Source organism: Polaribacter haliotis (assembly GCF_014784055.1).
Taxonomy (GTDB): Bacteria; Bacteroidota; Bacteroidia; order Flavobacteriales; family Flavobacteriaceae; genus Polaribacter; species Polaribacter haliotis.
In genome coordinates this window covers 2,929,550-2,942,276 of the sequence record NZ_CP061813.1, presented here as the reverse complement: position 1 = coordinate 2,942,276, position 12,727 = coordinate 2,929,550, and the positions used below count along the sequence as shown (strand labels likewise).

The 12,727-nt window shown below is 27.8% G+C and carries 12 protein-coding genes; 9 read left to right on the top strand and 3 right to left on the bottom strand.

The window, feature by feature from the left end; all coding sequences use genetic code 11:
- The first annotated feature begins 1 nt into the window (after position 1).
- Complete coding sequence (locus H9I45_RS12645) at positions 2-955, top strand: GSCFA domain-containing protein (protein ID WP_088353818.1); 954 nt, start codon at positions 2-4, stop codon at positions 953-955.
- 56 nt (positions 956-1,011) lie between these two features.
- Here the strand turns inward: H9I45_RS12645 and H9I45_RS12640 are convergent, their stop codons facing one another.
- Positions 1,012-1,452: a hypothetical protein gene (locus H9I45_RS12640; RefSeq protein WP_088353817.1), complete on the bottom strand. Its 441-nt coding sequence runs from the start codon at positions 1,450-1,452 to the stop codon at positions 1,012-1,014.
- 166 nt (positions 1,453-1,618) lie between these two features.
- Between H9I45_RS12640 and H9I45_RS12635 the strand changes: the two genes are divergently transcribed.
- The 7 genes from H9I45_RS12635 to H9I45_RS12605 all read left to right on the top strand — a co-directional run bounded on the left by H9I45_RS12635 (position 1,619) and on the right by H9I45_RS12605 (position 8,812).
- On the top strand, positions 1,619-2,329 hold the full coding sequence (locus H9I45_RS12635; protein ID WP_088353816.1) for a DUF6498-containing protein: 711 nt from the start codon (positions 1,619-1,621) through the stop codon (positions 2,327-2,329).
- 78 nt (positions 2,330-2,407) lie between these two features.
- A complete protein-coding gene (locus H9I45_RS12630; RefSeq protein ID WP_088353815.1) occupies positions 2,408-3,466 on the top strand; it encodes a hypothetical protein in 1,059 nt (352 codons plus the stop codon).
- Between the two features lie 225 nt (positions 3,467-3,691).
- Positions 3,692-3,874, top strand: coding sequence for a hypothetical protein (locus H9I45_RS12625; RefSeq protein ID WP_088353814.1), 183 nt, complete (start codon positions 3,692-3,694; stop codon positions 3,872-3,874).
- A 9-nt stretch (positions 3,875-3,883) separates the two neighbouring features.
- Entirely contained in the window at positions 3,884-5,818 is a 1,935-nt protein-coding gene (locus H9I45_RS12620; protein ID WP_088353813.1) for a tetratricopeptide repeat-containing sensor histidine kinase, read from the top strand.
- Positions 5,819-5,857: 39 nt separating this feature from the next.
- On the top strand, positions 5,858-7,675 hold the full coding sequence (locus H9I45_RS12615) for a tetratricopeptide repeat-containing sensor histidine kinase (RefSeq protein WP_088353812.1): 1,818 nt from the start codon (positions 5,858-5,860) through the stop codon (positions 7,673-7,675).
- A 47-nt stretch (positions 7,676-7,722) separates the two neighbouring features.
- Positions 7,723-8,376, top strand: a complete 654-nt coding sequence (locus H9I45_RS12610) for a response regulator (RefSeq protein ID WP_088353811.1) — start codon at positions 7,723-7,725, stop codon at positions 8,374-8,376.
- Between the two features lie 43 nt (positions 8,377-8,419).
- Positions 8,420-8,812 (top strand): hypothetical protein, encoded by a 393-nt coding sequence (locus H9I45_RS12605; protein ID WP_088353810.1) that lies wholly within the window; start codon positions 8,420-8,422, stop codon positions 8,810-8,812.
- On the opposite strand, the gene H9I45_RS12600 is transcribed toward H9I45_RS12605, so the two are convergent.
- Together H9I45_RS12600 and H9I45_RS12595 are read right to left on the bottom strand one after the other, a co-directional pair.
- A complete protein-coding gene (locus tag H9I45_RS12600) occupies positions 8,809-9,120 on the bottom strand; it encodes a rhodanese-like domain-containing protein (RefSeq protein WP_088353809.1) in 312 nt (103 codons plus the stop codon). The two genes, H9I45_RS12605 and H9I45_RS12600, sit on opposite strands and share 4 nt — an antisense overlap.
- Positions 9,121-9,134: 14 nt before the next feature.
- Positions 9,135-10,895 (bottom strand): aromatic amino acid hydroxylase, encoded by a 1,761-nt coding sequence (locus H9I45_RS12595; protein ID WP_088353808.1) that lies wholly within the window; start codon positions 10,893-10,895, stop codon positions 9,135-9,137.
- Positions 10,896-11,204: 309 nt separating this feature from the next.
- Here H9I45_RS12595 and gpmI point away from each other — a divergent pair, with 309 nt between their 5' ends.
- Positions 11,205-12,722, top strand: a complete 1,518-nt coding sequence (gene gpmI, locus H9I45_RS12590; protein ID WP_088353807.1) for a 2,3-bisphosphoglycerate-independent phosphoglycerate mutase — start codon at positions 11,205-11,207, stop codon at positions 12,720-12,722.
- Positions 12,723-12,727: the final 5 nt, after the last annotated feature.

The following is a 12,727-nucleotide window of genomic DNA, read 5'->3' as shown; positions in this document are numbered from 1 at the left end:
AATGAATTTTCTAACGCAAATACCAATTAAAAAAGAAGAAAGGAATCCTATAAACTACGATTCTAAACTGCTTTTAATTGGTTCTTGTTTTTCAGAAAATATTGGAGAGAAACTTTCTTATTATAAATTTCAGTCGAACCAAAATCCGTTTGGAATTCTTTTTCAACCAAAAGCAATTGAACATTTGGTTACAAATGCAATCAACGAAAAAATATATTCGCAAGACGATTTAATTTATCAAAATGAACGTTGGCATTGTTTTGATGCGCATTCTAGTTTAAGTTCTGCAAATAAAAACGAACTTTTAGAAAACCTAAATTCAGCATTAAGACAAACAAAAAAACAATTAGAAGAAGCAACCCATATTGTTATAACTCTTGGTACTTCTTGGGTATATCGTTTTATAGAAACTGATGCAATAGTTGCAAACTGCCATAAAATTCCGCAAAAAAAGTTCTTAAAAGAGCTTTTATCTGTTAATGAAGTTTCAGAAATTTTAGAAGGAATCGTTGCTCTTATAAAATCTGTAAACTCATCTGTACAGATAATTTTTACAGTTTCTCCTGTAAGACATTTAAAAGACGGTTTTGTTGAAAACACACAGAGTAAATCTCATTTAATTTCAGGAATTTGCAGTATAATAAATTCTAGAAATAATATTCATTATTTTCCTTCTTATGAAATTATGATGGATGAATTAAGGGATTACCGTTTTTACAATGAAGACATGATTCATCCGAATACAACTGCCGTTAATTATATATGGAATAAATTTTCTAGCTCTTGGTTTAGTGAAGAAGCACAGAAAACAATGCAAGAAATAGAAACCATACAAAAAGGAATTTCTCACAGACCATTTAATGAAAATTCTGAGCAACATCAGAAATTTTTAAAAAATTTAGATTTAAAAATCAGTGAAATTCAATCTAAATTACCTTTTGTAAAATTTCAATAAAAAAAACTTGTAGATTTATTATCTACAAGCTTTCTTAATTATAATCTTTTATTTTTTTAAAAACCAATTCTTACGCTTGGTAAACCAACTCTTACATTTGTTCTAACACTACTTCTATATCTTGGTTGTCTTCTATACTCGTAAGTATAATAAAACCTTGCATGATTATGGTAATAATAACCATGACTACAATGGTTATTACAGTGGTTGTGATGTTCTGCGTAAGCGTCTTTTTTACCTTGCATATAAGCAGCATGCGCTTCTTTATCTTTTCTTTCTAGCTCTTTTTCATAAGCTTTTTGCTCTTTCCAAAATTTCTTTTCTTCTTTTTTTGTTTCTGCTGTGTATTGTTGCTCAAATTTAGCATCTTCTTTAGCCCTATTTTGATAATAAGAGGTTTTAGATTCTTTAGAAACTTGTTTTTTTTGTTCTTGAGCGTTTACTAAACTTAAAGTAGAAATAGCAATTATAGTTAATACGTTTTTTATTGTTTTCATAATTTATAATATTAAATTCTAATACATATTTTAGTATATCTATTAATAAAACAATTAAAATATATTTTACCCTACTTTTATATTTGAAAAAAAAATAAATAAGGCATTTGTCGTATTTTTTATAATTCCATTATTTCTGATTTTTACGGCTTATAAAACCAGCCATATGTTAAAATCTATCTTTTATCCAACACAGCAAAATGCCTTTATTTGGTTAAGTTCCATTTACCTATTATTCCTTTTATATATTGGTAAAGCTTCTGCAATGTCTATTCTATTTGCCTACTTTTTAGAAACAATAGTTATCGGAATTTTTAATGCTCTAAAAATGTTGTGGTCTATATTATATGGGAAATCAAAAAAAACTGATTTTGGTCTTATCTTATTTTTCTTGTTGCATTATGGAATGTTTGTGGCAATTCAATCACTCTTTGGTTTTTCTCTGTTTGGTATGGAAGGAACCTCTCCTATTAAAGAACCCTTTAACATTATAGAAAATTATGGAATCATTTTAAATTTAGAAGATATAAAATATGCTTTACCATCAATTATTTTTATGCATTTAGGTAAGTTTATTACTGATTATATTCATCAGAAAAAATACCTAGAATTTACTGCAAAAGAAATTATGTTTAAACCTTATGTTAGAATTTTTGTTCAACAATTTGTGGTAATTCTTTCTTTCTTTTTTATTGTTTTTGGCGAAGCAGGAATTATTGCAGCCATATTATTAATCTTCTTTAGATTGATTATCGATTTGTGTTTAGAATCTATCAATAAAAACTCAAAAACGTTAGATTACTTATCAGAAAAACTAGAAAACGAGAAAGTAACCAAGGAAGAAATAAAAAAACAACTTATCATTTTTACTGAATAAAAAAATATACGTCAAATGACGTATTGTGCAAACTTTACATTTTAGAGAATTTTGTAATGTAACTTTAAAACACTTAAAATGAAAAAACTACTCTTATCTGTAATCGTAATTTGCTTTACAATTTCTGTAAATGCGCAAAGTCTTGGTAAAATAAAAACTACTAACAAAAAGTGGGCATTTAAAACCATGAAAAAAGCAACTAAAAGAATATTTATTAATTCTTTTAACGTAAATTTTGAAGTATATAAAGAAGCCATCGATTTTAAAGCTGGTGGAAATGGCGGAAGAATTGGCGGAAATACAAGTAGTTCTACTGCAAAAGCTGCTATTGGTTTAGGCGGAATTGATGGTGTAAAAATGCAGGAGAAAACAAATCAATTGTATAAAAACTACATAAAAAGATTAAAAGCAGAAGGCTATGAAATTATTACTTCCGAAGAAGTTGCAAAAACCGAGGCTATAAAAGATTGGGACAAAGCAACTGGACCATATTTAAAAGAAAACTTATCTGGAATTATTACTTGTGCACCAGAAAACTTCACTTTTTATTATAAGAAAAAAGGGTTTTTCGATTTTGGAAGTTCAGGCATACAAGCAAAACTTGCCAAACAATTAAATAATGCCATTGTAACCGACGTAAATTTATACGTAATTTTCTCTGAAACAGGTAACGATTGGATGAAAGGAAGAGCCGCAAAAGTAAAAATTAAAACCAATTTACGCTTGGTAGGAGAATACGCAATTACAATTCCACAAAAATTTAAAAAGAAAAAAACAACTTTAGGCAAATTATTTGGTTCTGTAAAAATAAAAGGGGCATCAGACATACATCGTGTTAGTTCTAACGTTGCATTTTACGACCAAGTTCAGGCTAGTTATACAGGTACTTTAAAAGAAGATCTAGAAATTAACGACATCATGAAAAAAGAAAAAGTGGTTGCTTATCAAAAGCAAGGTTCTTTTACACCAACTTCTTTTTCAACTTTTTCTAATTATTTAGATGCAAAAGCAGATCGTTTTTCTACAACTACAAAATGGATTAATGTAGATGGAGACAAATATGCAGAAGGCTTTTACAATGCATGTAATACCTTTTTAGACAAACAATTAGACGAGTTTTTTGATAAATTAAAATAAGATAAAGAATCTCCAGTAACTCAAAAAAAATAGTAAAATTATTTTAGGGTTACAGATGGTTGTTTGTTTTTAAAAAACAGCAACCATCTCCTTTTTAAATTAAAAAAATTTTTAATGATAAATCTCCCAACGAATAGCAAATCGACCTTAATACTACTTTTAGTATTTATCTTTTTATTGTTACTTTTCTTATATTTAAATTATAAAAAATATAAAAATCTAGAAATGAACAAACTAAATTATTTACTTTTAGATTTTAAAAAAGAAAAATTGCTAGAAAAAAAACTAAATATTGTTGATTTAGAAATTGAGAACATTCAAAAAAAAACACAACTACATTTAAATGTATTAAATGTTGGTCTCTTAAATACTCGTTTTTCTTTAACTGAAATATTTAAATCAACCTAAAATAATCTTATGAAAATTAGACTTTTCATCCTTACATTCTTTTTTAGTTTCACTAATTTTTATTGTCAAGAAATAGATAGCCTTTTAATTAGCGCAAAAAAGACAAATAACGATTCAATAATTGCTGAGGCATATAATAAAGTTGGATTTAAATATATTTTTTCTGATAAAAAAAAGGCTTTAAAAATTATTACAGAAGGAGAAGAGTTCACAAAAAAAGCAAACTATAAATTTGGTTTTATTAAACTAACAAATACTCATGGTATTTATTTTGATGTAATTGGAATAAAAGATTCTGCTAATTATTATTTTTCTAAATCTTTAGAACTTTCTATAGAAAATAACTTTAAAAGTTTAGAAAGTAAATGTCTAAATAACCTTGGTATGTATAATTGGAATCAAGGATATTTTAATAAAGTTTTAGATTATTTTTTTAAATCTTTACAACTAGAAGAAGAACTAAATAATGAATTAAACAAAGCGAACCCACTAAGTAACATAGGTTTAATTTACCAAGAGATGTTTCTTACAGACAAAGCTTTAGAATATCATTTTAAGGCTTTAAAAATAAGAGAAAAATATAATGATGAAACAAAAATTGGGCTTTCTTTAAATAACATAGCTGTATGCTATAAAATTATGAAGCAATATGAAAAAGCAATAATCTACTTAAAAAAAAGCTTAGAAATATCTGTAAAAACTAATGATTTTATAAATCAAATTTCAATTAACGATAATCTAGGAAACATTTATAACATAAATAAAAATTATGAATTAGCCATAAAACATTATTTAGCTTCAATTAATATTTCAGACAAAAAGCAATATAAAGAAAGTAAAAAAATTAGTTCTTATTCTAATTTAGTTGCTTTATACAATAAAATAAACTTACCTAAAAAAGCTCTTTTTTATTCCGATTTAGCTTTTAAAATCTTAAAAAAACACCCAGAAGATATATATCTAGCTTCAGATTTACATTTTCATTCAGCTGAAAGTTTTTTTAGAATTGGAAACTATAAAAAAGGAAACTTTTTAGCAGAAAAAAACATTCGTTTAAAAGATTCTTTATTTTCTTTAAATAACGCAAAAGAAATTGCTAATCTAGAAACCAAATACCAAACAATAAAAAAAGAAAAAGAAATTGCGATTCAAAAAGAGCAACTTTTAGAACAAGAATTAGCCATAAAAAATAGAAACTTATATGCCATTCTATTAGCATCTGCGTTATTAATTTTAGGAATCATCTTTTTTGCAGTTTACAAAAGAAACCAACTAAAGAAAAAACAGTTACAAAAAGAAATAGACTTAAAAGACGCCTTAGCAACTATTAAAACACAAAATAGATTGCAAGAGCAGCGTTTAAGAATTTCTAGAGATTTACACGATAATATAGGCTCTCAACTTACCTTTATAATTTCTTCTGTAGACAATTTAAAATATGTAAGCAAAAATGCCAATGAAAAATTAAAAGATAAATTAGCAGGAATTAGTTCTTTTACAACTGAGACAATTTACGAGTTAAGAGATACTATTTGGGCAATGAATAAAAGCGAAATTACCATAGAAGATTTGCATACAAGAATTTTATCTTTTGTAGAAAAAGCAAAAATTGCCACTGAAAATGTGGAGTTTACAGTAAACTATACCATTAACAAAAACGAAGCATTTTCTTCCTTAGAAGGCATGAATATTTTTAGAGTTGTACAAGAAGCCGTAAATAATAGTATTAAATATGCTGAGGCTTCAAAAATTGAAATTAAAATCGATAAAAAAGAAAACCAGTTTTTAATATCTGTTATTGATAATGGAATTGGTTTCGATATAAATTCTGTGGAATTGGGCAATGGATTATCGAACATGGAAAAAAGAATGAGCGAAATTGGTGGGAAACTAAAAATAATTTCAATCATAGAAAAAGGGACAGAAATAAAGATAATTCTGTAAATTAGTGTCCATAGTTAATATTCAGCTCAATAAATAGTCATGACATTTAATTTCAAAACAACAATTTTCTTACTATTTATTTATTCAGTTAGTTTTTCGCAATCAAAAGAAGTTCTTTCTTATGATAATTCGAATGCTATTTTTTTAAAAGCCAGAGAGTCTCTAAAAAAAAATTCCGAAGATAGTATTCACTATTACTTTAAAAAGGTAACTCCTTTTAGTAAAAATAAAAAACATTACAAAAAGTATTTAGATTTTATTACTGAATTTGCTCATTATTATGATGGTGCAGGTGCTTTTGAAAAAAGCATAGATTTATCTCAAAAAGGATTAGCAATTGCAGAGTTTTTTGAAGACAATTACTACAAATCTCAAATGCTAGTAAATATTTCTGCTACCTATCGTATTTTTCATGATTATAAAAAAGCAATTGAGTATGGAAAGCTAGCAACAAAAATTTTAGAAAATGATAAAACCATTCCCCTAAAATCTAAAACAAATGCACTAAGCATTACAGCTGCAGCATTTAACGAAAATAACGAGTTGGATAGTGCTTTAGTTTATCAAAAAAAAATATTAAATTATTTACCTGAATTAGATTCTACAGATATTAGAAATAATATTGTAAACATAGGTTACACTTATATGCTTTTAGGTGATTTAGAAAATTCTAAACTTTACACAGAAAGAGGCTTATCTCTTTATAAACCTACAAAAAATGACTATGCTTTGGGTGCTATATACACAAATTTAGCGATGTATGGTAGAAGAGCTAAAAAATATAAATATGCCCTTAGAATGTTTGACTCTGCAATTCATTATTCAAATAAAAGCAAGTATATAGAAACTTTTGTGTGGATTTATGACGAAAGAGCACAGTTGTATAAAGAGAATAAAAATTTTGTAAAAGCTATTGAAGATTTAGAAAAATTATTAATAATTAAAGATTCCGTATTTAAAAATGACCGTGCAAAATCAACTTTAGAAACTGAAGCTAAATATCAAACCGCAAAAAAAGAAAAGGAAATTGCAATTCAAAAAGAACAACTATTAGAAAATAAACTCGCTATAAAAAACAGAAACTTATATGCAATTCTTTTGGGATCTGCATTGCTTATTTTAGCAATTATATTCTTCGCTATTTATAAGAGAAACCAATTTAAACGTAAACAACTTCAAAAAGAAATAGACTTAAAAGATGCTTTAGCAACTATAAAAACTCAAAACAGATTGCAAGAACAACGTTTGCGTATTTCCAGAGATTTGCACGATAATATTGGTTCTCAACTTACTTTTATTATTTCTTCTGTAGATAATTTAAAATTTGTAACCAAAGATGCAAACACAAAACTAAAAAATAAATTGGCAGGAATTAGTTCTTTTACAACTGAGACAATTTACGAGTTAAGAGATACTATTTGGGCAATGAATAAAAACGAAATTACTGTAGAAGATTTGCACACAAGAATTTTATCTTTTATTGAAAAAGCAAAAAATGCCACAGAAAATATCGATTTTATAGTCAATTATAATATCAACAAAAATGAAGCTTTTTCTTCTTTAGAAGGCATGAATATTTTTAGAGTAATTCAAGAAGCAATTAACAACGCAATAAAATATGCCCAAGCTTCAAAAATTGAAATTAATATTGATAAAAAAGAAAATCAGTTTTTAATTTCTGTGATTGATAATGGAATTGGTTTCGATATAAATTCTGTGGAATTGGGCAATGGATTATCGAACATGGAAAAAAGAATGAGCGAAATTGGTGGAACCGTAAAAATAGATTCGAAATTAGAAATAGGTACAATTATTAACATTGAAACCTCTCAAAAAAATACGGCAAATGACGTATAACTATTTTTATAAATTAGTCTTAAATTGAAGCAGTAAACAACCAAACTATGACTCTAAAAATCTGTATCGCCGAAGACAATTATTTTTTAGTAAAAGCTATCAAAGAAAAACTATCTTATTTTAATGATATTTCTGTGAAATTTCATGCAAATAATGGTGCAGAACTAATTGGTAAATTAGAGGAAAACCATAATATAGACGTTATTTTAATGGACATTCAAATGCCGGAAATGGATGGTATAAAGGCTACAGAAATTATAAAAACCAAACACCCTCAAATAAAAATTATAATGCTTACGGTTGTAGATGATGATGATTGTATTTTTAATGCAATTAAAGCAGGAGCTAATGGTTATTTATTAAAAGAAATAGATGCTAACAACCTTTACAAAAGCATTTTAGAAGTCACAAAAGGTGGTGCACCAATGACGCCAAGTATTGCCTTAAAAACTTTAAACTTACTAAGAAACCCTACGCTTCTAGAAACAAAAAAAATAGAAACTAGTGAAATAAAACTTTCTAAAAGAGAAACCGAAATTCTAGTACAATTAAGTAAAGGTTTAAATTACAATGCAATTGCAGATAATTTAATAATCTCTCCATCTACTGTTAGAAAACATATCGAAAATATTTATAAGAAACTACAAGTACACAGTAAAATGGAAGCTGTAATGAAAGCGCAAAAAAGAAATCTTATTTAAAAAATTAATTTTTTGTACCTTTAAAAAATAGTCGTAGTTAAAAATGATTCGAAAAATTTTAATTGGTATAATCGCAGGTGCTTTAACTGGTATGTTTGTTACTTCTGTAATTGTTACAGATACCAATAGTTTACTTGAGCTGTTTTTAACAAAAATTACAGCTACTTCTATAATTACAGGTGTATTTTGTGGAGCTTACGTTTACTTCTCAAAATCTAAACTGAAGACTTTTTTTGTATCTATAATTATAGGAATCGTTTTATTTTACATAAAATTTTTAACAACAGGTCACGACTTCGATGCCTTAACTATGGGTGCTTTTGTTGGTGCTATGTTAGGTGGTGTTTTTGCTATTATTTCTAAAATACTAGATTCATACAAAATCTACAATAGACTTCAAAAGCGAAGAAAAAAAGGATTTGGTAATTATCGTTAATCTAAATGTTGTGCCACATTTTGCCATGGACCACCATTAACAACATCTACTCCATTTTGGGCTAAAAATTGTGTAGCTTGTCCACTTCTACCTCCACTTCTACAAACTGCAATTACAGGTTTTTCCCAAGATTTTATTTGCTCTATTTCTAACGGAATTAAATTTAACACAATGTGTTTAGATTTTTCAATATGCCCTTCATTCCACTCAGATAATGTTCTAACATCTAAAATTATTGCATCTTTTTCTAAATACTCTTTTATGATTTCAGATTTATCTTTCTGACTAAAAATTCCAAACAATCCCATCTTTTTTAATAATTTTATGATTGTAATTCGTTTACCTGTAACAAATTCAATCCGTTTTCAATTAACCTTTTATATTTTTTATTTTGCTGCAATTCGAATAGATAATTTAAAATATCTGTTTTTACAGTAAAATTATTTTGCAAAGCTACTTCATATAATTCTAAACTCAACAACCAATCTATAGGAAAATTTGTTTTTACTTGATTAAAAATAGTTTCGATGTTTTCTTCAGAACTTGTATTCGTTTCTCTCATTTCACAAACATTGTCGTATAAATTATATAAAACTTTCTCGTTTTCGGAATATTTAATTTTATGAGTTTTCGTTTCTGAAACTTTAGAATTATCTTCAAATGAGTTAATATCTGAAGCTCCAGAATACGCAGAAACTACTTCTTTTCCAACAGCCATATCGTAAATACCCCATTCTGGTTTAAACAAGACAGTTTCTCCATGTGTAACTGTACAGTTTTCGAAAGAAATTAGTAGAATTTTACCTCGTAAATCTCTAGTTCCTGTAATTACATCTCCTTCTACTTTTATTCCACCTTCAAATTCTAAGTTTATTTTTTTGCCTTCGTAAATTTGGTAGGCTTCCAAATCTCTTGGACTCATATTTTCTATGGCAATATTTATACCTTTTAATTTTCCAACAGGGCTCCCAAAACCATTAAAATGGTTTTCTATTCCATGTCCAATTAATTCTTTGTCTCTATTTGCTAAAGCTGTATTTCCTGTCGTTTGAAAGTAAATTGGTTTTCCATTTTCATCTTCAATAACATTAGTAAAAACGCCCGAAATTTGTATTCCTGTACTTAATTCTATCGTTCCTAAGTTTTTGGAATTTATTAATTTTTGAATGCCTTTTAAACCTCCTTTTCGAATCGCCATTTTATTTGCAAATTGTTCTAAAACCAAGCTTAAATGTGCAAAATCTGGCGTAACATATAATTGTGGTTGTGGTTTTGTAATGTCGAAATTTATATTTGCAGATTCAATCGAATAAGGTACTTTTTTTACTTCATCTTTCATACACCAAGCACTTTCGCCAATAGAAGAGAGTAAACCTGCTCCATAAATTTTTGGGTCTTCTAAACTGCCAATTAAACCATATTCAACTGTCCACCAATGTAAATTTCTAATTTGTGCCATTTCAGATAATTCGCCCATATTATCTTGTAAATATTCTACTTTTGTTTGTGCATCTTCTACTTCTTTTTCTGTAGAATTAGGATCTTCTTTTAAAATAGACAACAAACGAATTGCTTCGTACATTTCGTAATCTTTTGCAGACGAAATTGCTTTACTTCCAATTTCTCCAAAACGTCTTAAATATTCTGCATATTCTGGGTTGGCAATAATAGGTGCATGACCTGCTGCTTCATGGATAATATCTGGTGCTGGAGTGTATTCTATATGATTAATAGTTCGCATATCTGAAGCGATAACCAACACATTATAGGCTTGAAATTCCATAAAAGCATTTGGTGGAATAAAACCATCTACAGAAACTGCAGCCCAACCAATATCTTTTAAAATACGATTCATGCCAGCCATGTGTGGAATTTTCTCAATTGAAATTCCTGTTTTTTTTAATCCTTTTACATAAGAGCTGTGTGCTACTTTACTCAAATAATCTACATTCATTCTCATTACATATCTCCAAACTGCTTGGTTTTGAGCTGTATATTCGTCATAAGGTTGTTTTACCACAAACTTGTGTAAATGTTTGGGAAGTTTCTTGGTAACATCGTTCAATTCAAAATGAGCATCCATAACACATAATTATAATATTCTTACAAAATTACATATTAAAATGCTGATTTAATATTTTTTAACAACCAAAAGTTTCTTTTTCTATCTTTATAACAATTCTCTAGAAATTGAATAAAAAATAAACAAAAGGATTTGTAAGATAAAAAGGTATTATTGGGTTGTATTTTAAATAACTTAATAATCAAAAAACTTTAAAAATTTATAAACTAATAGTTCTTTAATTGGCAATTCTTTCTTACGCTATCGGTTTCGTAAAAAATTAAAGAGAAGCCAAAAATCTTTCTTATTTTTACTGTTCAATTTTAGATGATGAATAAGAAAGTAATTTTAATGATTTTGGATGGATGGGGTATTACACAAGACCCAAAAGTATCCGCAATTTACAACGCAAACACACCTTATATTAACAATTTATACAACCAATATCCGCATGCGGAATTAAGAACAGATGGTTTACATGTTGGTTTACCTGAAGGACAGATGGGAAATTCGGAAGTTGGTCATATGAATTTAGGTGCTGGTAGAATTGTATATCAAAATTTAGCAAGAATTAATAAAGCTGTTAAAGAAAAAACTTTAGGCAAAGAAAAAGTGTTATTAGATACTTTAAATTACGCTAAAGAAAACAACAAAGATGTTCATTTATTAGGTTTGGTTTCTAATGGTGGTATTCATGCGCACATAGATCATTTAAAAGGAATTTTAGATGTTGCCAAAGAAAATGAAGTAAACAATGTGTATTTGCATGCATTTACAGACGGTAGAGATTGCGATCCTAAATCTGGTACTTTTTTCATAAATGATATTCAAGATTACATGAAAGAAAGTACAGGAGAATTAGCTACTGTAACTGGGCGTTATTATGCAATGGATAGAGATAATCGATGGGAACGTGTTAAAGAGGCTTATGATGGTGTTGTAAATGGTATTGGTGAAAAAACTACAGATGTTATTACAACTATAAACAAAAATTACGAAGCTGGTTTAACAGACGAATTTCACAAACCAATTATAGTAACAAATGCTGATGGTTCTCCAAAAGCACAAATAAAAGAAGGTGATGTAGTTTTATTTTTCAACTATAGAACAGATAGAGGAAGAGAACTTACAAATGCATTGTCTCAAAATGATTTCCCTGAATTTGGAATGAAAAAATTAGACTTATATTTTACAACTATTACTTTATATGATGAATCTTTTAAAGGAATTAACGTAATTTATAACAGCGATAATATTAAAAACACGTTAGGAGAAGTATTATCTGATGCTGGTAAAAAACAAATTAGAATTGCTGAAACAGAGAAATATCCTCACGTTACATTTTTCTTTTCTGGCGGACAAGAAACTCCTTTTGAAGGTGAATCTCGAATTTTAAGAAATTCACCAAAAGTAGCAACTTACGATTTAAAACCAGAAATGAGTGCATACGAATTAAAAGATGCACTTTGTGAAGATTTAGAAAAAGGCGAAGCAGATTTTGTTTGTTTAAACTTTGCAAATGGAGATATGGTTGGCCATACAGGAATAATGGAAGCAGCAATTAAAGCTTGTGAAACTGTAGACATTTGTGCAAAAGAAGTAATAGAAACTGGTTTAAAAAACGGTTATTCTACTTTATTAATTGCAGATCATGGAAATTGCGAAACAATGATGAATCCAGATGGTTCACCTCATACTGCACATACAACAAACCCAGTTCCTTTCATTTTAATTGATGATGAAATAAAATCCATAAAAAGTGGTATCTTGGGCGATATTGCTCCTACCATATTAGATTTAATGGGTGTAAAACAACCAGAAGAAATGACACAGCATTCGTTACTATAAAATTA

Bases quoted from the DNA above. Each gene is read 5' to 3' on its own strand.
- H9I45_RS12645 (WP_088353818.1), top strand. From the start codon at position 2: ATGAATTTTCTAACGCAAATACCAATTAAAAAAGAAGAAAGGAATCCT.
- H9I45_RS12640 (WP_088353817.1), bottom strand. From the start codon at position 1,452: ATGAAAACAATAAAAAACGTATTAACTATAATTGCTATTTCTACTTTA.
- H9I45_RS12635 (WP_088353816.1), top strand. From the start codon at position 1,619: ATGTTAAAATCTATCTTTTATCCAACACAGCAAAATGCCTTTATTTGG.
- H9I45_RS12630 (WP_088353815.1), top strand. From the start codon at position 2,408: ATGAAAAAACTACTCTTATCTGTAATCGTAATTTGCTTTACAATTTCT.
- H9I45_RS12625 (WP_088353814.1), top strand. From the start codon at position 3,692: ATGAACAAACTAAATTATTTACTTTTAGATTTTAAAAAAGAAAAATTG.
- H9I45_RS12620 (WP_088353813.1), top strand. From the start codon at position 3,884: ATGAAAATTAGACTTTTCATCCTTACATTCTTTTTTAGTTTCACTAAT.
- H9I45_RS12615 (WP_088353812.1), top strand. From the start codon at position 5,858: ATGACATTTAATTTCAAAACAACAATTTTCTTACTATTTATTTATTCA.
- H9I45_RS12610 (WP_088353811.1), top strand. From the start codon at position 7,723: ATGACTCTAAAAATCTGTATCGCCGAAGACAATTATTTTTTAGTAAAA.
- H9I45_RS12605 (WP_088353810.1), top strand. From the start codon at position 8,420: ATGATTCGAAAAATTTTAATTGGTATAATCGCAGGTGCTTTAACTGGT.
- H9I45_RS12600 (WP_088353809.1), bottom strand. From the start codon at position 9,120: ATGGGATTGTTTGGAATTTTTAGTCAGAAAGATAAATCTGAAATCATA.
- H9I45_RS12595 (WP_088353808.1), bottom strand. From the start codon at position 10,895: ATGGATGCTCATTTTGAATTGAACGATGTTACCAAGAAACTTCCCAAA.
- gpmI (WP_088353807.1), top strand. From the start codon at position 11,205: ATGAATAAGAAAGTAATTTTAATGATTTTGGATGGATGGGGTATTACA.